Origin of the sequence: Streptomyces milbemycinicus, from assembly GCF_002154605.1 — a bacterium.
Classification (GTDB): domain Bacteria; phylum Actinomycetota; class Actinomycetes; order Streptomycetales; family Streptomycetaceae; genus Streptomyces; species Streptomyces milbemycinicus.
Genome location: NZ_MUNE01000035.1, coordinates 21,307 through 39,194, shown reverse-complemented (window position 1 = coordinate 39,194; position 17,888 = coordinate 21,307). Strand labels below are relative to the sequence as shown.

The 17,888-nt window shown below is 72.3% G+C and carries 18 protein-coding genes; 1 reads left to right on the top strand and 17 read right to left on the bottom strand.

Translation table 11 applies throughout. The features are described 5' to 3' along the window. The 6 genes from CCN51_RS02955 to CCN51_RS02930 form a co-directional block, all read right to left on the bottom strand. On the bottom strand, positions 1–946 hold a 946-nt coding region (locus CCN51_RS02955; RefSeq protein WP_245881568.1), incomplete at its 3' end, for a polyprenyl synthetase family protein. Next, the gene (gene hpnE, locus CCN51_RS02950) at positions 943–2,355 is read right to left on the bottom strand and encodes a hydroxysqualene dehydroxylase HpnE (RefSeq protein ID WP_014175186.1); all 1,413 of its coding nucleotides are present in this window, start codon (positions 2,353–2,355) and stop codon (positions 943–945) included. The genes hpnE and CCN51_RS02955, both read right to left, overlap by 4 nt. A gap of 191 nt (positions 2,356–2,546) precedes the next feature. After that, complete coding sequence (hpnD, locus tag CCN51_RS02945) at positions 2,547–3,509, bottom strand: presqualene diphosphate synthase HpnD (protein WP_043486463.1); 963 nt, start codon at positions 3,507–3,509, stop codon at positions 2,547–2,549. Continuing rightward, positions 3,506–4,498 (bottom strand): squalene synthase HpnC, encoded by a 993-nt coding sequence (gene hpnC / locus CCN51_RS02940; protein WP_014175188.1) that lies wholly within the window; start codon positions 4,496–4,498, stop codon positions 3,506–3,508. Before hpnC ends, hpnD begins: the two co-directional genes overlap by 4 nt. Positions 4,499–4,832: 334 nt before the next feature. Further along, complete coding sequence (locus CCN51_RS02935; RefSeq protein WP_014175189.1) at positions 4,833–5,585, bottom strand: TetR/AcrR family transcriptional regulator; 753 nt, start codon at positions 5,583–5,585, stop codon at positions 4,833–4,835. 105 nt (positions 5,586–5,690) lie between these two features. Continuing rightward, a complete protein-coding gene (locus CCN51_RS02930; RefSeq protein WP_014175190.1) occupies positions 5,691–6,044 on the bottom strand; it encodes a Rieske (2Fe-2S) protein in 354 nt (117 codons plus the stop codon). Between the two features lie 292 nt (positions 6,045–6,336). On the opposite strand from CCN51_RS02930, the gene CCN51_RS02925 reads away from it, so the two are divergent. Then, a complete protein-coding gene (locus CCN51_RS02925; RefSeq protein ID WP_245881567.1) occupies positions 6,337–7,164 on the top strand; it encodes an RNA polymerase sigma factor in 828 nt (275 codons plus the stop codon). A 167-nt stretch (positions 7,165–7,331) separates the two neighbouring features. On the opposite strand, the gene fabD is transcribed toward CCN51_RS02925, so the two are convergent. The 11 genes from fabD to acpS all read right to left on the bottom strand — a co-directional run bounded on the left by fabD (position 7,332) and on the right by acpS (position 17,875). Then, entirely contained in the window at positions 7,332–8,306 is a 975-nt protein-coding gene (gene fabD / locus CCN51_RS02920) for an ACP S-malonyltransferase (RefSeq protein ID WP_014175192.1), read from the bottom strand. Between the two features lie 91 nt (positions 8,307–8,397). Then, the gene (locus CCN51_RS02915; RefSeq protein ID WP_014175193.1) at positions 8,398–8,934 is read right to left on the bottom strand and encodes a flavin reductase family protein; all 537 of its coding nucleotides are present in this window, start codon (positions 8,932–8,934) and stop codon (positions 8,398–8,400) included. A 35-nt stretch (positions 8,935–8,969) separates the two neighbouring features. After that, a complete protein-coding gene (locus tag CCN51_RS02910; protein ID WP_014175194.1) occupies positions 8,970–10,049 on the bottom strand; it encodes a 3-oxoacyl-ACP synthase III family protein in 1,080 nt (359 codons plus the stop codon). 10 nt (positions 10,050–10,059) lie between these two features. Then, the gene (locus CCN51_RS02905) at positions 10,060–10,473 is read right to left on the bottom strand and encodes an acyl carrier protein (protein WP_014175195.1); all 414 of its coding nucleotides are present in this window, start codon (positions 10,471–10,473) and stop codon (positions 10,060–10,062) included. Positions 10,474–10,675: 202 nt separating this feature from the next. Next, positions 10,676–11,446, bottom strand: coding sequence for an SDR family NAD(P)-dependent oxidoreductase (locus CCN51_RS02900; protein WP_014175196.1), 771 nt, complete (start codon positions 11,444–11,446; stop codon positions 10,676–10,678). Next, positions 11,443–13,836, bottom strand: coding sequence for a beta-ketoacyl-[acyl-carrier-protein] synthase family protein (locus CCN51_RS02895; protein ID WP_238545335.1), 2,394 nt, complete (start codon positions 13,834–13,836; stop codon positions 11,443–11,445). The genes CCN51_RS02900 and CCN51_RS02895 overlap by 4 nt, the downstream gene beginning before the upstream one ends. Positions 13,837–13,934: 98 nt before the next feature. Then, positions 13,935–15,221 (bottom strand): beta-ketoacyl-[acyl-carrier-protein] synthase family protein, encoded by a 1,287-nt coding sequence (locus CCN51_RS02890; RefSeq protein WP_014175198.1) that lies wholly within the window; start codon positions 15,219–15,221, stop codon positions 13,935–13,937. Beyond that, positions 15,218–15,634 (bottom strand): 3-hydroxyacyl-ACP dehydratase FabZ family protein, encoded by a 417-nt coding sequence (locus tag CCN51_RS02885; protein ID WP_014175199.1) that lies wholly within the window; start codon positions 15,632–15,634, stop codon positions 15,218–15,220. The genes CCN51_RS02890 and CCN51_RS02885 overlap by 4 nt, the downstream gene beginning before the upstream one ends. After that, positions 15,631–16,938, bottom strand: a complete 1,308-nt coding sequence (locus tag CCN51_RS02880) for a beta-ketoacyl-[acyl-carrier-protein] synthase family protein (RefSeq protein WP_014175200.1) — start codon at positions 16,936–16,938, stop codon at positions 15,631–15,633. The genes CCN51_RS02885 and CCN51_RS02880 overlap by 4 nt, the downstream gene beginning before the upstream one ends. Then, positions 16,935–17,414 carry a hotdog domain-containing protein gene (locus CCN51_RS02875; RefSeq protein ID WP_014175201.1) on the bottom strand — a complete coding sequence of 160 codons (480 nt, stop codon included), beginning with the start codon at positions 17,412–17,414 and terminating at the stop codon, positions 16,935–16,937. The genes CCN51_RS02880 and CCN51_RS02875 overlap by 4 nt, the downstream gene beginning before the upstream one ends. Further along, a complete protein-coding gene (gene acpS, locus CCN51_RS02870) occupies positions 17,399–17,875 on the bottom strand; it encodes a holo-ACP synthase (protein ID WP_014175202.1) in 477 nt (158 codons plus the stop codon). The genes CCN51_RS02875 and acpS overlap by 16 nt, the downstream gene beginning before the upstream one ends. Positions 17,876–17,888 lie beyond the last annotated feature (13 nt).

The following is a 17,888-nucleotide window of genomic DNA, read 5'->3' as shown; positions in this document are numbered from 1 at the left end:
CGCCCTCGACGCGGGCGGCGAGGCGTCCGAGCGCCTGGCCCGGCTGCTCGCGGCCGACGCCAAGAAGACCGAGGCCGAGTTCGCCGACTTCGACGAGGAGGAGTTCGCCGCCCGCGTCGAGGGCGGCCACCACCGGCAGCGACTTCTTGCGCTGGCGCAGATCGCTCCAGGTCTGCTTGCCCGTGGCGTCGGGGTCGCCCCAGATGCCGAGCAGATCGTCCACGGCCTGGAAGGCGAGCCCGAGGTGGTAGCCGTACCGCTCCAGGGTGTCAGCCGTACGGTCGTCGGCGCCGCCGAGGACCGCGCCGATGGAGGCGGCACAGGCGAGCAGCGCGCCGGTTTTGTTGCCCTCCATCTCCAGGCACTCCGCGACGGTGACCCGCTCGCGGTGCTCGTAGCTGATGTCCTGGGCCTGGCCGTCGATGAGCTTGCGGGTCGCGGAGGTGAGCCGGCGGGTGGCGCGCCCGGCCTCCACCGTGCCCAGTTCGAGCAGTATCTCGCCGGCCAGGGCGAACAGCGCGTCCCCGACGAGGATGGCCTGCGCCGGTCCGTGCACCTTCCAGACGGTGTCGCGGTGGCGGCGCTGCTCGTCACCGTCCATCAGGTCGTCGTGCAGCAGCGAGAAGTTGTGCACCAGCTCCACCGCGACCGCGCCGGGCACCCCCACCTCGGGGGCCTGGCCCGCCACCTCGGCGGACAGCAGCGCGAGGGCGGGGCGGACGGCCTTGCCGCCGTCGCCCGCGGCCGGGCGGCCCTGGGCGTCGATCCAGCCGAAGTGGTAGGCGGCCACGGTGTCCATGGGCGAGGCCAGCCGGTCCACGGCGGCGCGCAGCACCGGCGTGGCCAGCGTGCGTCCGCGCTCGAGCAGCGCGATCACGCCTGCGGTGTCGGCTGCTGGGGTCGCCGGGGTCACGGTTTCTCCTTGGTTCTGTGCGGTGGTGCTCATGCCGCCTCCTTGGGGGTCCCCCGGCCGGAGGCGGGGGGCGGGTCGCGATGCGGGCGGCCGAGGTCGCAGAGGGCCGTACGGGCGGCGGACAGCCCACTGCGCACGGCGCCCTCCATGGTCGCGGGCCAGCCGGTGGCGGTCCACGCCCCGGCCAGATACAGGCCGGGCGCGTTCGTGGGGGCGTCGGGGCGCAGCCGCCCGACGCCGGGGGTGGGGGCGAAGGTCGCGGTGCGCTCGCGGGTGACGAAGAAGTCGCGCACCGCGGCGCCGCGGGCAGCGGGCAGCAGCCGCTCCAGCTCGGGCAGATAGCGGGCGCGCAGCTCGGCGGCCGGGAGCTCGATCTCCTGGTGCGCCGCGGACTGGGACAGCGCCAGGTACTGGCTGTCCCCCGCCCCGGGGAGCTTCGCCAGGCCGGAGGCGTCGGTGCGGTCGAAGACCCACTGGACGGGGGTGCCGATCGCGGCGAAGAAGGGGCGGCGCATGACTTTGCGATCGTAAACCACATGGATGTTCAGGATCGGCGCCGTGCCGATGCGCAGCAGCCGGTCCGGGGCGTCCAGGGCGCCCTCGGGAAGCAGGGCGTGGGCCTCGCGCTGCGGTACGGCCAGCACCACCGCGTCCGCCTCCAGCGGCGCGCCGCCCGCCGTGTGCACGCTCCAGCGGCCCTCGGCGGTGCGGGCGACGGCGGTCACTTTCGTGCGCAGCTCGCAGACCACGCCGGCCTTGTCCAGGGCCGCGCGGGCGAGGGTGTCGTGCAGCTCGCCGAGGGGGGTGCGGGCCCAGCCGATATCGGCCGCGCCGGGGCGGGAGAGCAGCCCGGTCTTGAAGACCATCGCGGCCAGGCCGAGCGAGGCGTCGCGGGCGGTGGCGTTGAGCGTGGCGACCCCGACCAGGTCCCACAGCGCCTCCACGGCGCGCGGCGACTGTCCATGGCGGCGCAGCCAGTCGCCGAAGTCCACCCCGTCCAGGGCCGGGTCGGTCGGGTCGAGCCGCCCCAGGGCAAGCGCGGCACGCCCCACCTGGGCGCGCTCGGCCAGCGAGAGGTGCGGATAGGTGGCGAGGCTCGCGGCCAGGTGCAGCGGTACGGGCAGGGCGGCGCGGCGCAGCCGGCCGAGCCGCCGACCCGGCCGCCCGTCGGCGTCCAGGACGGGCACGTCGAGCCTGCCCTGCAGCGGGGCGAGCCGGGAGCCGCCGACCCGGTCGAGGAACCACCGGTAGGCGGAGCAGCAGCGCAGATACACATGCTGGCCGTTGTCGACGGTCAGCTCGCCCACGGGGGACGGGCGGCGGAAGGAGAAGGCGAGCCCGCCCAGCCGGGGGCGCCCCTCCAGCACGGTCACACGCAGCCCGGCGTCGGCGAGCGCGAGCGCCGCCGTGGTGCCCGCCAGCCCGCCGCCCACGACGACCACGGACCCCCGTGACCGGCCGCCGCCCGCGCCCGGACCGCCCGCCTGCTTCCGCGACGGCACGGCCGCCCCGAGGAGGCGGCCTGCCGTCTCTGCACCGCGCGGGCCGGGATCGGCCTGGGGGCGTGGGGTCGGCTCAGGGGGTGCGCTTGGGTTCGGGCTTGTGCGGCGTGGATGCGGGTCCGCCGGGAGGGTCATGACCGTCCCCCGGCGCCGCGGCGGGCGGCGGCCCGGGCGTCGAGCCCGGCCAGGCCGCGGACGGCGACGTACACCTTCTCGCGGCCGGGAAGCGAGACCCGGCCGCGCAGCACGGCCTCCGGGTCGCGGGCGATGCGCTCCAGGAGCCTTCGGTAGATACCGGCCATGGCGGCCACGCAGGCGCCGCTGCGGCGGTCCAGCATCGGCAGCAGCTTGTAGCCCTCGGCGAACAGGGCTCTGGCCCGCCGGACCTCGAACTGCACCAGTCCGGTGAAGTCGGCGTCCGGCGGGGCGATGGAGGCGTGGATGCCGGTCGGGCAGCCGAACTTGGCGAGGTCGTCGGCGGGCAGATAGGTGCGGCCGCCGGAGGCGTCCTCGCGGATGTCCCGGAGGATGTTGGTGAGCTGCAGGGCCAGGCCGAGCGTATCGGCGTACTCGGGGGCGCGCTCGATCTCGCGCGCGCTCATCCCGGGGGCGCGCACGGTCCCGAAGACGCCGAGGGAGAGCCGCCCGATGGCGCCCGCGACACAGCGGCAGTAGGCCCTGAGATCGTCCCAGGTCTCATAGGTCTGGCCGGACACATCCATCAGCACGCCGTCGATCAGCTCGTCGAGCCCGCCCAGCGGGATCGGGAAGCGGCGCGCGGCATGCGCGAGCGCAACGGCGACCGGGTCGGTGTCGTCCTCCTCGATCCCGCGGTCCCTGATGCGGTCGAGCACGGCGCGGGTGTCGGCCAGCCGCGCCCGCTTGGCGTCGGCGTCCAGGCGGCCGTCCCCGATGTCGTCGACGCGGCGCGAGAAGGCGTAGAGCGCGGACATCGCCCGGCGCTTCTCGGTGGGCAGCAGCCTGATGCCGTACGCGAAGTTACGCGCCTGCTGCCCGGTCACGGCCTCGCAGTACCGGTACGCCGCGAGCACTGGTGCGGACGCGTGCGGAGCTCCGGTCACGGTCCGGCTCACCCCTCTCTTCGCAGTGTCGCCCCCACCTCGCGCAGCAGGCTGAGCTTGGTGGGTCTGGGCGGTCCAGGCAGTACGTCGTATCCCGCGGCCGCGACCGCCCTCAGAGCGGCCCGTCCCCCTGCCACGAACCCGGCGAGCAACCACTTGAGCCTGCCGTGGACGCTACCCACGAGGGGGGTCCCTTCATTCAGCAGGGTTTCGGCGCGGGCCGCTTCATGGGCGATCAGGGCGCGCACCGGGGCGCCGGCCGTGGGGGCGGCGAGATCGGCCTCCGTCACCCCGAAACTCTTCATGTCCTCGGCGGGCAGATAGACGCGGTCGCGGCGAAGGTCCTCGGCGACGTCCTGCAGATGTTCCACGATCTGGAGCGCGGTGCAGATCGAGTCGGAGCGGCGGACCCGCTCGGGGCTGGTGGTGCCGGTCACACCGAGCACCAGCCGGCCCACCGGGTTGGCGGACAGCTCGCAGTAGCCGAGCAGGTCCTCATAGGTTTCGTACCGGCGCACCCGCTGGTCCTGCCGGTTCGCCTCGATCAGGCCGAGGAACGGCTCGGGGGGCAGCCGGTGGCGGCGGACCGTGGGGCGCAGCGCGCGCAGCAGCGGATGGCGGGGGTCCGGGGACACGCTGCCGGTGCCGGCCGCGCCGCCCGTACCGCTCGCGCCGCCCGTACCGCCCGGCTCGCCGAAGACGCGCCACAGGTCCTTCTCGAACGCGTCGAGCATCATGAGCGGATCGTCGGCCCGGTCGCGGTCGAGGCCCAGCAGCTCGGCGTCCGAGCCGCCGGGGGGAAGGTCGCCGTCGCCGATGTCGTCGACCAGACGGGCGTAGCCGTAGATCGCCATGAGGTCGGCCCGCCAGGCGCGGGGAAGGAAGAAGGGGGCGACGGGAAAGTTCTCGTGCGCGGCCTTGTCGAGTACGGCCCGGGCGGCCTCCTGCCCGTCGAGGGGACCGCTGGACGTGCTATGGGACCCGCTGCGCTCGTCCTCCACGGTCACCGTGGACAGCCAGGCGTACGGGCAAGGACCAGGTCTCCGCCCGGGCCCGGGTGACCGGGCCCTGTGGGAGAGCTGGAGATGGGCCGGGTAGCCAATGCCGTCACATCCCCCGTTCTACACCGGTTGCCAGGGTCGACACGATGCGGACACGCCGCGCCCGCCACGTCAAGGGCGCTCGACGCCGCACCCCACTCACAGGGGACAGTGACACAGGTTCGGCGTGCCCGGATGGGCACCGGTACAGCTTACGCCTCTCGGTGTACAAACGTGCCGCGATGTACCCCGAGGCGGCCCTAGGTGATCCCCTAGGTGATCGTCCATGGATCCCCTAGGCCCCCTGGGCCGTGTCCTCCTCGTAGAACTCCTCGATGTCCAGCATCAGACAGAGGTTGCGCAGCTCGAACTCGAAGAAGGACTTCCCCTCCTGGAGGGCGAAGGACATATGGCCAAGGGCCTCCATCGAGATCACCCCGTACAGCCGGACCCAGCAGCGGAGCATCACGGCGAGCGCACCCGGGGGCATCTCGACGCCCTGATCCTCGCTGAGCTCGACAAGCGCCCGTACGAGCCCGGGGTCGAGCTCTTCCTCATTGGGAGCGGGGAAGCCGCGCACCCGCCACAGGTCCGAGATCAGGTCGGAGAACACCGAGCCGAAGACCCAGCCCATGTTCCGGTCGGGCTTGGTCTCCTCCCGGCCCAGGCCCGGGGCCCAGGGGCCGAGTATGAGCCCGAACTCATGGGGATGCTTGATGGCCCAGACGCGCAGCGCTCTCGCCCCGCCGATCAGCCCGCGGCCGGGCTCCGACTCGGGGAGCCGCCCGATCACACCGCGCATATAACGGGCCATCTCGGCGAAGATGTCCACACGCAGCTGGAGGATCAGGGCGTCACGGCTGCTGAAGTAGCGGTAGACGGCGGGCGCGGTCATGCCCATCTCACGGGCGATGGCCCGGATCGTCACGTTCTCCGGGCCCTCCTGAACCAGGAGCGTCCGGGCGACATCCTTGATCTCGCGGATGGTCGCGATGCGCAGCCGCTCGCGCCGTGAGTACGGTGCGACGTGCGCTTCCCCTGGCGACACGCGTCCCCCTCCCTGATACTCCGCCGCTCGACAAGAAACCCGGCGTTCAGGCACACGATACAGCGCCTCCGTTTAGTGAACGCCGCCCGCGTCAGTTCCCCACGTTCACTGGCGAGAAAGGAACACTTCTCCGTCCACTACGTGGACCGCGTAGGCCTCTACGGGGTCCACGGCGGGCATCTCCAGCGCCTCGCCCGTGCGGAGGCAGAAGCTGCTGAAGTGCCAGGGGCAGACCACCGTCTCCCCCTCCAACTCGCCCTCCGACAAGGGGGCTTCTTCGTGCGAGCAGCTGTCGCGCAGGGCGCGGACCGTCCCCCCGACGTTCGCCAGGAGCACCCTGACGCCCTCCACTTCGACCGTCGTCATCTCGCCAGGCTGCACATCCTCCAGGCGCGCGACGCGGATCCCACCTTGCATCCCGCCTTGCATCCCGCCTCGCTCGTTCACGGTCTCACTCATCGTGTGGCTCCTCTCTGTGGTGTCCGTCTGTGGCGTCTGTGTGGCGGGCACGGTGACCCCGCTTCACAGATAGCGGAATGTTAGCTTCAGATACACCGGACACATATTCGAAACGAAATCCGCACCGAAACAGGATCGACTATCGGACGCCGCGCCGGGGCGCGCACCCCGGCGCATCCACCGTAGATTGGCTACCCGCCAGTCAACATTTCCACAGCCCCCCGGAGACGGTTGACAGGCACAGTCGGCGCCGCTCTATAGTAAACACTCGTAGCTGAGGTGAATTTGAGTTTTGGTCACCTCGCGGCGAACCGGAGTAATAGGTGTCGATCGAACCTATTCAGCCCGGAGCCAAAAAAGAAAGTTCACGGGGGGATACGTGTACGCACGGTCATTGAACGATCTGGTGGACGGCTGTCTTGCCGGGGATCAGGACTGCTGGAATCAGATCGTGGAGCGGTATGCGCCGCTGATCTGGGCGATCGCCCGCTCACACCGGCTGAGCCCGGCCGACTGCGGCGATGTCAGCCAGGCGACCTGGCTGCGCGTCGTTCAGCACCTGGACAAACTCCGGTCGCCGGAGCGGCTGGCCCAGTGGATTTCCACCTCGGCCCGTCGGGAGAGCCTGAAGCACCTGGAGAAGTCGGGGCGCAGCGTACCGGTCGGCGGCACCGAGGCGTTCGACCGGCCGGAGGTGGCCGGGGAGCTGCCGGAGGATGTCGCGCTGGCCCGCGAGCGCGATGACGAGGTCCTGACGGCGTTCTGCGCGCTGTCGCCCAAGTGCCAGGCCCTTCTGGGGCTGCTGGTGACCGATCCGCCGATGTCGTACGACGAGATCAGCGAGACGCTCGGTATGCCGCGGGGCTCGCTGGGCCCGGTGCGTGCGCGCTGCCTGGCCCATTTGAAGAAGCTGTTACAGGATCAGGGCCGCGTCCACAAGAGCGACACCGTGCTCGCCTCCCGCATCAGGGCGGCCGGTCTACGCGCCTTCGCCGTGAGCCGGCGGTCTACGCAGGAGAAGCATGGGCCGTCCGGTTCTCGTGGACCTGGTCCTTCCGGTCCACCGCCGCGTCTTCCGAATCCCCGTCGGCATCAGGAAGGCGAGACGCGTTTTCTCTGAAGACTGATTGCGCGTTTTCCAGCACGCTCTTGGGCACCGGACCGAGAGCATCGGACAGGCGTCCCAGCAATTCCGCTTGCTCATGATCCATGGTTCCGGCTCCTTCTCCCCCGCTCGGCGGGCGCGTCCTAAAGCCGCGCCCGTCGTGCACCTATAGATTCAGAGGTTCAATCTACAACAGGGGGTTCGGGTTCACCATTGCTCGTCAGGGCTTTTATGGCCCGGTCGAGTTGGCGTGCGTCACGCGTGGCGTACTGCGGAATCTCCGGCCGGGTCGCACGGGCGAAGCCGGTGAGCACTTTCCCCGGCCCGACTTCGACAAAGGCCGTGGCACCGTCCGCCGCCAGCCGCTCCAGGGTCTCGGTCCAGCGGACCGACCCGGCGAGCTGGCGGCGCAGCCCGTCCACCGCCCCGTCCGCGCCGCGCACATATCCGGCGGTCACATTGGCCACGACCGGAATGCGCGGCTCGTGAAAGGTGACCGCCTCCAAGTCGGCCCGGAAGGCAGCCTCCACATCCCGCATCAGACTGCAGTGGAAGGGTGCACCCACATCGAGGATCACCACCTTCTGCGCCCCGGCCTCCTTTGCCGCGGCCGCCGTCGCCCGGACGGCGGCCGCCGTGCCCGAGATCACCAGCTGTCCGGGGTCGTTGTAGTTGGCCACCTCGACCACCCCGCCGTCCTCGGCCCCCACCGAGGCGCACAGCTTCTCCACAGCCGGGGCACCGAGCCCGATCACCGCCGCCATGGCGCCCGGGGTCCGTTCGTTGACCGCGGCCATGAGCTCGCCGCGCCGCCGGACCAGCCGCAGCGCATCGCGCCAGTCGAGCACCCCCGCACACACCAGGGCCGTGTACTCCCCCAGGCTGTGCCCGGCGACCAGCGCGGGCTCGACGCCGCGTGAGCGCAGCACATCCAGGGTGACAAGGCTGGTCAGAAAGACGGCGGGCTGGGTGATACGGGTGTCCCGCAGCTCTTCCAGAGGGCCTTCCCAGCACAGCCGGGAGAGCGGAAATCCCAGCAGTTCGTCGGCCGGCCGGTAGTAGCGGTCCAGCAGCTCCGGGTGGCGCGCGACAAGATCGTGTCCCATGCCGACGCGCTGGGAACCCTGGCCGGGAAAGAGAAAGGCGATCGCGCTCATGAGAACCAACTCCTCAATTGATGGGCGAGGTGACGCCGAGGCAAAGACACGGGGGGCCGTGCGCGGTGTCCCGCACGGCCCCCGCGCTCTGTCAAGGAATGGTGAGAAAGCGCCCCTGATGAAAGGCGAGCGGGGGAATGTCCAGGAATTCCGGGCCCGCGTCGAGATCGAACACCTCGGCGATGAAGAGGGTGTGGTCCCCCGCGGCGACCGTCTTCCTGACCCGGCATTCGAGATGTGCGAGCGTGCCGGCGAGGACCGGCGCGCCGCTTGCGCCCAGATGGTGTGGGATACCGGCGAACGCCTCATGGCCCGACGGACGGCCGGAGGCCGCGAACCGGGCGCCGAGCTCCGCCTGGCCCCGGCTGAGGATGTTCACGGTGAACGCTCCGGCCGCCGCGACCACCGCGCCGGTGCGGGAGCCGGCCCGCAGACAGACCATGATCAGCGGTGGATCGAGGGACAGCGAGGCGAACGAGTTGACGGTGGTGCCGTGCGGACCGTCCTCGGCCCGCGCCGTCACGATCGTGACACCGGTGAGGAACTGGCCCATGACCTGCCGGAATTGCTGCTGGGTGATGGATCGCCAGCGTGGTGAAGCCGAGGTGGTGGCCGATGCGGTCTCCATGGGTGTCACGCCCCCTGTGTCGTCGGCTTGCGGTCTCAGGCCGGGGCCTCTGCTGTCCAGTCCACGACCGCGCCCGCGTAGATCCACTTGGTGCTCTCCACCCCGACCAGCATGATCCGGTCCCCGGGCTTGACCCGGCCGCTGCGCCATGCGTCGTCCAGGAAGAGCGGGACCGCGGCGCAGCCGACCGCCCCCATGGTGGAGAGGCTGTCGATGATCTTGCCGTCGAGGGCCTTCCACTCGGTGGTGTCAAGGCCCGCCTCGCGCAGCGAGTCGAGCATCCAGCCGACATTGCCCTCCGGCACCAGGCACAGATCGACGGTGTCCACGGCCAGACCGGCACGGGCCAGCGTGCCGCTGATCGCCTCGGTCACCATGACCGGGGTGAAGTCGCCCGCCCCCACCACATCGACCTTCAGGTCGACCAGCCGCTTGGCCTTCAGCTGCTCATGGATCGGGGCATGGGTGCCGCCGCCGACCGAGTGAATGCCGGGCTTGCGACCGCCGCCGATGCACGCGGAGGCCGCACCCCGCAGCCCGCCGGGCCCGTCCTGCGCCCGCAGCACCATGGCCCCCGCCCCGTCGCCGAACATGTACAGCGGCATGCGGTCGCGCATCCGGATGGATTCGGGGTCCTTGCCGAGGAAGATCGGAGCGAGCACCGGCGAAATCGCCTCGCTGCCGATGACCAGCGCGGTGGTGTGCACCCCGGCGGCCAGATACATCCGCGCGATATCCAGGGCCTGCACCACGCCCGCGCCGCCGGAGCGGATCTCCAAGGTCGCGCACCGCTCCAGCCCCAGACGGTCCTGGACGAAGTTGACCAGCGGCGGCAGCGGGTAGTCCGGGGTGCCGGTGGCCAGGATCATCAGGTCGATCTCGCCGGGCTCGATCCCGGCGGAGTCCAGGGCCCGCACGGCGGCCTTGTAGGCCATGTCCGAGTTGTTCTCCCGGTGTTCGCCGGTCGCGGGGTCGATCATCCAGTAACGGCGCTCGATGGACAGGCCCTGGAGGACGTCCTCGGGCAGTGGGCCGGCGAGCCGGGCGATCTCACTGGTGGGTATGGGATCGCCCGGCTGGTAGCCGCCGGTACCGACGATATGGATCGCGGTCACCGTGGTCCCCTCACGCGGCCGCGGTGGCGGCGGAGGCCTCGACCTGGGCGACCACCAGATCGACCAGGTTGTCCACCGTGAACAGGCCCATGACCTGGGTGGCCTGGAGCCGGCCGGACAGCTCGGCCACATCGATCTGCGGCATCACCCGCTTGAGCTGAGCCAGCCCGCGCTCGGTGATGATCTCGTTCTCGTCGCCGAACTCGTCGTCCGGGATGCCGCCCTGGACATACTCGGCGAGCTGGGCGGCCTGGATCTTGACACCGATCGAGCGCTCCAGGCGGAAGAGGATGTCGAGCAGGTCGATCGACTCGGCCCCGAGCTCGTCGAGCAGGGTGGCCTCTGGAACGACCTCCTCCGGCTCGGCGCCCACCGCCTCGACGACGGCCTTCTGGACGGCTTCGCTGATCTGGGTACGGTCCATGTGAGGGTCTCTCCTGTGTCAGTGACAATTGAGTGCTGTGACGTTTGAGTGCTGTGACGTTTGAGTGCTGTGACGTTTGAGTACTGCCGGTCGGCGTGGGGGATACGGTGCGGTCGGGCGCCGTCTCGACGCGGCGCCCCCGCTCTCACACCCCTACAGATCCGCCGCGGTCCGGCCCGGATACATCCGGCCGGGATGCGGCCTAGTTAGGGCGTCCGAGGCCCAGCGCGGTCATCGCCCCGCCGTCCACGGTGACCAGCGAGCCGGTCATATAGCGCGACTCGGGGCCCGCCAGAAAGCACACCACGTCGGCGATCTCCTCGACGGTTCCGAACCTGCGCTGCGGTATCTGACGGCGGATCCCCTTGCCGGTGGCCCCCTCCGTGAGCCCCGCCACCAGCTCAGTGGGCGAGAAGCCGGGCAGCACGGCGTTCACCCGGATGCCGAAGCGGGCCGATTCCATGGCGCAGCAGCGGGTGAAGGCGTTGACCGCGCCCTTGGACGCGGCGTAGTTGGACTCCCCCACCCAGCCGCGCTCCCCCATCACCGAGGACACATTGACGATGACGCCCTCGCCCTTGGCCATGAAGTGCGGCAGAACCGCCTGGGTGCAGTTGAAGACGCCGCCGAAGTTGATCCGCATGACGTCCAGCCAGTCGTCCGGCGCCATGTTGTAGATGAGGGCGTCCTTGGCGACGCCGGCGTTGTTCACCAGCATGTGCAGATCGCCCAGTTCCTCGGTGACCCGCCGCACCGCCGCCGCGGCCTCGGTGTGGTCGGACACATCGCCGCGGACCGCCAGGGCGGTGCCGCCGGCCTCCTCGATGGAGCGGACCACCTCCTTGGCCTCGCCCTCGGAGGAGCGGTAGTTGACGGCGACCGAGGCCCCTTCCGCCGCGAGGCGGCGGCAGATCGCCGCGCCGATGCCGCGCGAACCGCCGGTCACCAGGGCGATCTGTCCTGAGAGCTTCACTGGTTTACCCCTTCGTCGTTGTCCGGGCCACCGGGGTCACCGGTCCCGTGCGGGTCGCCCGCGGCGACCACCAGGGAGACATGACTGCCGCCGAGCGAGGAGCTGTTGACCACCGCGGGGCCGGCGGGCCGGGTGTCCCCCGACCACAGGGACAGCGCGAGGCACAGCGCGCCGCCGACCCCCATCGGCTCGCCCAGCACGCTCTTGGGCGCATGGCTCGGCGGTGCGGTGTCGCTGCCGAACACCCGCTCCACGGCCGCGCTCTCGGCCCGGTCGGCCGCGGTCAGCCCGGCGGCCGACAGCCACACCCCGCCCACGTCCCGCGGCGTAAGACCGGCGTCGGCGAGCGCACGGCGCATGGCGAGCTCCATTCCGCGGCCTCGCGGGTCCCACAGCCGGGCCCGGCTGGCGTCGGAGGCCATGCCGTGGCCCAGGACCTCGCCGAGCACCGTGGCGCCGCGCGCCCGGGCCGCCGAAAGCCGCTCCATGACCAGGGCCACGCTGCCCTCGGCGAGGGTGAAGCGACCGTCGGCCGGTGCGCCGGGCGGGCGGGTGGAGGCCGCGCCGGTGGCCGTGTAGGCGCGGGCGACCTGCTCGGTCAGCGTGTCGGTGACCGTGCACACCAGCGCGTCCGCGTGTCCGGCGGCCAGCAGATCCGCGGTGTACGCGACGGCGGCCGCGCCGGTGGCGTGGCCCACCGACAGGGTGGAGGTGGGGCCGCGCAGCCCGAGGTGGGTGGCCACCTGTCCGGCCGCCTGGTTGTAGACCGTGTTCGGAAAGACACTCGGGTCGGCGGCCGCGGCGCCCTCCTCCAGCAGCGGAAGGACGAATTTCTCCATGGCCTCCATGGGGCCCGTACCGGTGCCGAAGACCACCCCGACGCTCTCGTCGGCGGACAGCCCGGCGTCGGCCAGTGCCTTGGCCGTGGCCACGATGGAGAGGACCGCGAGCCGGTCCATCCGGCGGCGCTGGCGCCGGGTCAGATACGGGGCGATCTCCTCGTCGCCCAGCGCCACGCGGCCGAGCCGCAGCCCACCCTCCAGGGAGCCGGCCTCCTGGCCGGCCCGCAGCGCGCGGCGCGCCGCCTGGATCCCGTCGCCTGCCGGTCCGAGCACTGACACTCCGGTGACCACCACACGGTCCCAGTCGGGGACGGGCGGGGTGTGGGTGCCGGGGCGGGTGAGCACCAGGGCGGCGTTGGCCCCGGCGAAGGCGAAGTTGTTGGAGAGCGCGGCGTCGGTGTGCAGCGGTCGCGCCGCACCGGGCACATAGTCGAGCGGGCACTCGGGGGCCGACCGGGTGTATCCGGCGGTGGGCGGGGCCAGTTGCTCGTCCAGGGCGTGTGCGGTGACGATGGCCTCCACCGCCCCCGCCGCGCCGAGCAGATGCCCGATGACGGACTTGGTGCTGCTGACCGGGGTGTGCGCGGCGCTCTCACCGAGCGCCCGGGCGATGGCGGCGGACTCCGCCGGGTCGTTCTTGGGCGTGCCGGTGCCATGGCCGTTGACATAGCCGATGTCCTCGGGCGCGACACCGGACCGGCGCAGCGCAGAGTCGATCGCCCGGGCCGCTCCGGCGCCCTCGGGGTGTGGCGCGGTGACGTGATAGCCGTCGGCGGACAGGCCGTAGCCGGCGACTTCGGCCAGCGGGCGCAGTCCGTGCGCCGCCGCGAACCCGGTGGACACCAGCAGCACCATGCCGCTGCCCTCGCCCAGCGAGAGGCCCTGCCGGTCGGCCGAGTACGGCGCTGCGGGCTCGGGCGACAGCGACTCCAGGGCGTTGAACCCGGCGAAGACGACATCCGAGAAGGCGTCGGTGCCCCCCGCCAGCACCGCGTCCGCCCGGCCCTGTCGCACCAGGTCCGCGCCGAGCCCGATGGCGTTCGCCCCGGAGGCGCAGGCGGTGTTGACCGCGAGCACCGGGCCGCGCAGTCCGTACGCCGCGGCCACCGACTCGGCGAGCGCCTGGGGCGTGGCCAGCAGTGGCAGCCTGGGGTCGGGGGCCGCGCCCCGGCGCGCCGCGTCCAGCCAGGCCCGCGCGGAGAGCAGCCCGGCGTTGCAGGTGCCCAGCACCAACCCGAAGCGGGTCGGGGCCACCGTCCCCTCGGGCAGCGCCGCCAGCGCGGCAAGCGCCTCCTCGGCGGCGGCCAGGGCCAGGTCGAGCGCCCGCTCGCGGTGGCCCTCGGGCCTGCGATAGCCGCGGGGCGCGGTCCGCGCCCCCTCGACCTCGCCGCCGAGCTTGGTGGCGAGCCCCCGCATATCGATGTGCTGGACGGGCCGGATGGCGACCCGGCCGGCCCGCGCGCCCTCCCACAGCGCCGCCGCTCCCGCCCCCTGGGAGGTCAGCGCCCCGGTGCCCACCACGGCCACCGTGGTGACGGTCCTCGTCACAGGTCCCCGTTTGTTCCGCCTGGCCATCGGCTCCCCTCCGTTGTCTGCTGTGCCGCCGATGTCGTGTGTGCGGCCGACGCGGTCGTCGGCGCGGCTTCTCACCGGTCCCCCGGGGCGGTGAGTGCCAGGGCGACCTGCTGTCCTTCCAGGCCGCGCGCCAGCGCCAGCGCATGGCGCACCGGCAGTTCCCGGGCCTGTCCTGGGACCCAGTCCAGCCCCTGGCAGGCCGGGTCGGGCCGGTCGAGATTCAGCGTCGGGGGCACCGCGCCCCCGTCGATGGCCAGCGCGCACACCGCGGCGTTCAGCGCGCCGGCGGCGGCGACCAGATGGCCGGTCGCCGGCTTGACGCTGCTGGCCACCGGCCGACGGTCCGGCGCGGTGAACGTCCGCCGCAGGGCGCGCGCCTCGCTGGCGTCGCCCAGCCGGGTGGCGCAGCCATGCGTGGCGATGTAGTCCACGTCCTCGGGCGGTGTCCGCGCCTCCTCCAGAGCGTGGCTCATCGCCGCGGCGAGCGGCGCGCCGTCCTCGGCGGGGGTGAGCAGCCGGGCGCTGTCCAGCGTGGAGCCGAAGCCGCTGATCTCGGCGTAGAGGTGGGCGCCGCGGCGGAGCGCCGCCTCGCGCTCCTCCAGCACCAGGAAGGCCGCCCCCTCGCCGAGCACGGAGCCGGACCGGTCCGCGTCGTACGGCCGGAATGCCTGGGCGCCCAGGTCGTTGCGGGTGCTGAGGACTCCCAGGCCGTCCATCTTGGAGGTGACCCACCATGAGGCCGCGTCATCGCAGCCGCCGGCGAGCGCCACCTGTGACTCACCGCGCCGGATGGAGCGGTAGGCGCGCCCGATCGCGGTGGCGCCGGCATCCGCCGTCCCGTGGAAGTAGGCGTTCGGCCCCTTGAGGCCGTAGGCGGCCGAGAGGTGGTACAGCGCGGCGGATTGGAGCCCTTCCACGTAGTACAGCGGGTAGAAGGCGGACGAGGCCCGCTCGCCCAGCAGGGCGAGGTCGGCGCGGCCGTCGGGCCTGCGGGCTGCCAGGCTGCCGGTCAGCAGATGCTCGGGGTTGGAGATTTCCTTGTTGCCGCCGACGAAGGCCGCGGCCCGCTCGGGGTCGTAGTCGGCGAAGTCCAGGCCCGCGTCCCGGACGGCGAGGGCCGCACCGGCGATGGCGAGCCGGTCATTGCGGGTCGTGGTGCGCAAGGCGCGCCGGTGGGCGTATTCGGTGGGCTGGAAGTCCTCGATCTCCGCGGCCAGTCGGGTACGGAAGGACGCCGGGTCGAAGCCCCGGATGGGCCCGATTGCGGTCCGTCCCTCCAGCAGGCTCCGCCAGGTCTCCCGGTGTCCCTTGCCGAGCGCGGTGAGCAGCCCGACGCCAGTGATCACAACGCGCTTCACGCCGGTGTCCCCTCGCTCGCGGCCGGGGCGTCCTGCGGGGCGCGGCGGGCCATACGCAGAACGCGCACGGTGGTGACGGAGCGGCCGTCCACCCGCACGGTGCCGGTGCACAGCGCGGTGTCCCCGGTGACCTCGGCGATGTCCACGGTGGTCTCCATCCGGTCGCCGGGGGTGACGTAGTAGCGGAAGCGGATCCGCCGCGCCTCCGCGAGCCCCCATCGCCCCGGACCCTCGCCGGCCGCCCCGAGCGCCACGGCGGCGACCTGGGCGAGCGTGTCGAGGATCAGCACTCCGGGCAGCACGGGGAACCGTGGGAAGTGGGTATCGAGGACCGGGAGGGTGTGCGGGACGTTGGTGAAAGCCGTGGCCCGCAGCCCCGGGAACACCTCGACGATCTCGTCGAGCGCGGTCATGCGGCTGTCCTGCCTTCCTGTTCGGACCGTGTGCCGTCGTGGGGCCGCGCGTCGCCGGGGCCGAGGGCGAAGGAGGCGTTGGTGCCGCCGAAGGCGAAGGCGTTCACCAGTGCGGCCCGCACCGGGCGGCGGCGCGCCACGTTCGGCACATAGTCGAGGTCGAGCTTGGGGTCGGGGTGGTCGAGGTTGACCGTGGGCGGCACCACGCCCTCGCGCAGCGCGCCGAGCGCGGCGATGAGGTTCACCCCGGCCGCGGCGGAGGTGAGGTGTCCGGTCATGGACTTGGGCGAGCTGACCGACAGCTCCCGGGCGTGCGAGCCGAACACCTTCTTGATGGCGGTGGTCTCGCTGATGTCGTTCCCCGGTGTGCCCGTACCGTGGGCGGCCACATAGTCGACGGCGGACGGGTCGAGGCGCGATTCGGTGAGCGCGTCCTGCATGGCGCCGATGGCCCCGCCGCCGTCGGGCGGGGAGTCGGTGATGCGGTAGGCGTTGAGCGTGGAGCCGTAGCCGAGGAGTTCGGCGTGGATCCGGGCACCGCGCGCCCGGGCGCTCTCCCAGTCCTCCAGGACGGCGATGACCGCGCCCTCGCCCAGGACGAAGCCGGAGCGCTGGGCGTCGAAGGGGCGGGAGGCCCGCCGAGGGTCATGGTTCCAGCGGTCGGTCACGGCGCCCAGGAGGGAGAAACCCACCACGTCCATCCAGGTGGTCAGCGCGTCGAAGCCGCCGGCGAGCATCATCCGGCACTCGCCTTCCTGGATCCGGCGGAAGGCCTCGCCGATGGCGTGGGCCGACCCGGCGCACGCGGTGCTCACGCTGATCAGCGGCCCCTGGCAGCCGCCGGCGCGGGCGACGGCCACCGCGCCCACGTTCTGATCGCGGAGCAGGACGTCGCCGGGCGCCTGGCGGTAGAACTCCCGCTGTCCGGTGGACTCCAGCAGATGGGACATGTCCACCAGTTCCTGGAGCTCGGGACGGCCCACCGTGCCGCCGACGGCCGCGCCGCGCCGGTAGGGGTCGGTGTCCTGCCAGCCGTCTCCCGCGTCGCACAGCGCCTCGCGGGTCGCGGCGAGCGCGAACAGGGCGGCCCGGGACAGATGCCTGCGCTCGCGCGGGTCGGGCACCGCCCGCTCCGGCACAAACCCCTTGACCTGACCGGCGATCCGGACCGGGAAGCTGCTCGCGTCGAAGGTCTCCAGGCGGCTCACGCCGCTGCGTCCGGCGGCGAGGGCGGACCAGGTGGCGGTCGCGTCCAGGCCGACGGGGGTGACCGCGCCGATGCCGGTGATCGCCACGCGCCTCATGCGACGGCCTCCTTGAGCGCGCCGCCGGTGATCGTGGCGCCGCGCGTCAGCCGGTCGTACATCCGCCGTACGTCCTGCGGATCCTCAAGGTCTTCGGTGGGGATGAGGGCGCACATGATGGCGTCGGCGCTCAGCACGGTGCGGTCGCCGACCGTGACCGTGCCGCTGAGCACGGCGGTGTCCTCCCCGAACGACTCCACCCGGCCGGACATGACCAGGACGTCTCCGGGGCGCACCGCCCCCTGGAAGGAGACGGAGTCGGCGGACAGCAGCGCGGCCCGGCGGCGCAGCCCGGTGGATCCCATGATCAGCCAGGTGCCCGCCTGGCACAGGGCCTCCAGGACCAGCGGGGCCGGCATCTCCGGGCCACGCCCCTCGTCGCGCCAGAACTCCTCCTGGCGAGAGGTCAGCTTGCGGGCGGTGACCGAGCGATGGGGATCGAGGGCGTCGATGCGGTCGATCAGATGGAAGCGCATGGTGATCCTTCGTCAGTGGCCGTCCGGCGCATGGCCGGTTCGTCGGCGGCCGGCGGGAGCAGGAGAATCGCCTGCGCCATCGCGTAGTCATCGGTGTGGGTCAGGGAGATCTCAGCCGACCAGCTGCCGGGCGCCCCGGCCGCCTGCGCGGCGGTGCCGTGCAGCCGCAGCCTGGGCCGGCCCAGGGGCTCGTTGACCACCTCGACGTCGGTCCACCGCATACCCGGGCCGAGGCCGGTGCCCAGCGCCTTGAACGCGGCCTCTTTGGCGGCGAACCTGGCCGCAAGGTGGGCGTACCGATTGCGCTTGCCCGCGCAGTAGCGGATCTCCCTGGTGGTGAAGAGCTCGGTCTCGGCCGCGGGATTGTCCTCCAGCAGCGACCGGACGCGGGCGACCTCGACCAGATCGACGCCGACAGCGACGCGCCGCCGCGGGGCCTCTGGCGTCCTGTGTTCCTCCACGAATCCCGCTCCC

Excerpts from the sequence above, each read along its gene's own strand:
- CCN51_RS02930 (WP_014175190.1), bottom strand. The coding sequence starts at position 6,044 with ATGAGTGAGACCGTGAACGAGCGAGGCGGGATGCAAGGCGGGATGCAA.
- fabD (WP_014175192.1), bottom strand. The coding sequence starts at position 8,306 with ATGAGCGCGATCGCCTTTCTCTTTCCCGGCCAGGGTTCCCAGCGCGTC.
- CCN51_RS02915 (WP_014175193.1), bottom strand. The coding sequence starts at position 8,934 with ATGGAGACCGCATCGGCCACCACCTCGGCTTCACCACGCTGGCGATCC.
- CCN51_RS02905 (WP_014175195.1), bottom strand. The coding sequence starts at position 10,473 with ATGGACCGTACCCAGATCAGCGAAGCCGTCCAGAAGGCCGTCGTCGAG.
- CCN51_RS02885 (WP_014175199.1), bottom strand. The coding sequence starts at position 15,634 with ATGACCGCGCTCGACGAGATCGTCGAGGTGTTCCCGGGGCTGCGGGCC.
- CCN51_RS02880 (WP_014175200.1), bottom strand. The coding sequence starts at position 16,938 with ATGAGGCGCGTGGCGATCACCGGCATCGGCGCGGTCACCCCCGTCGGC.
- CCN51_RS02875 (WP_014175201.1), bottom strand. The coding sequence starts at position 17,414 with ATGCGCTTCCATCTGATCGACCGCATCGACGCCCTCGATCCCCATCGC.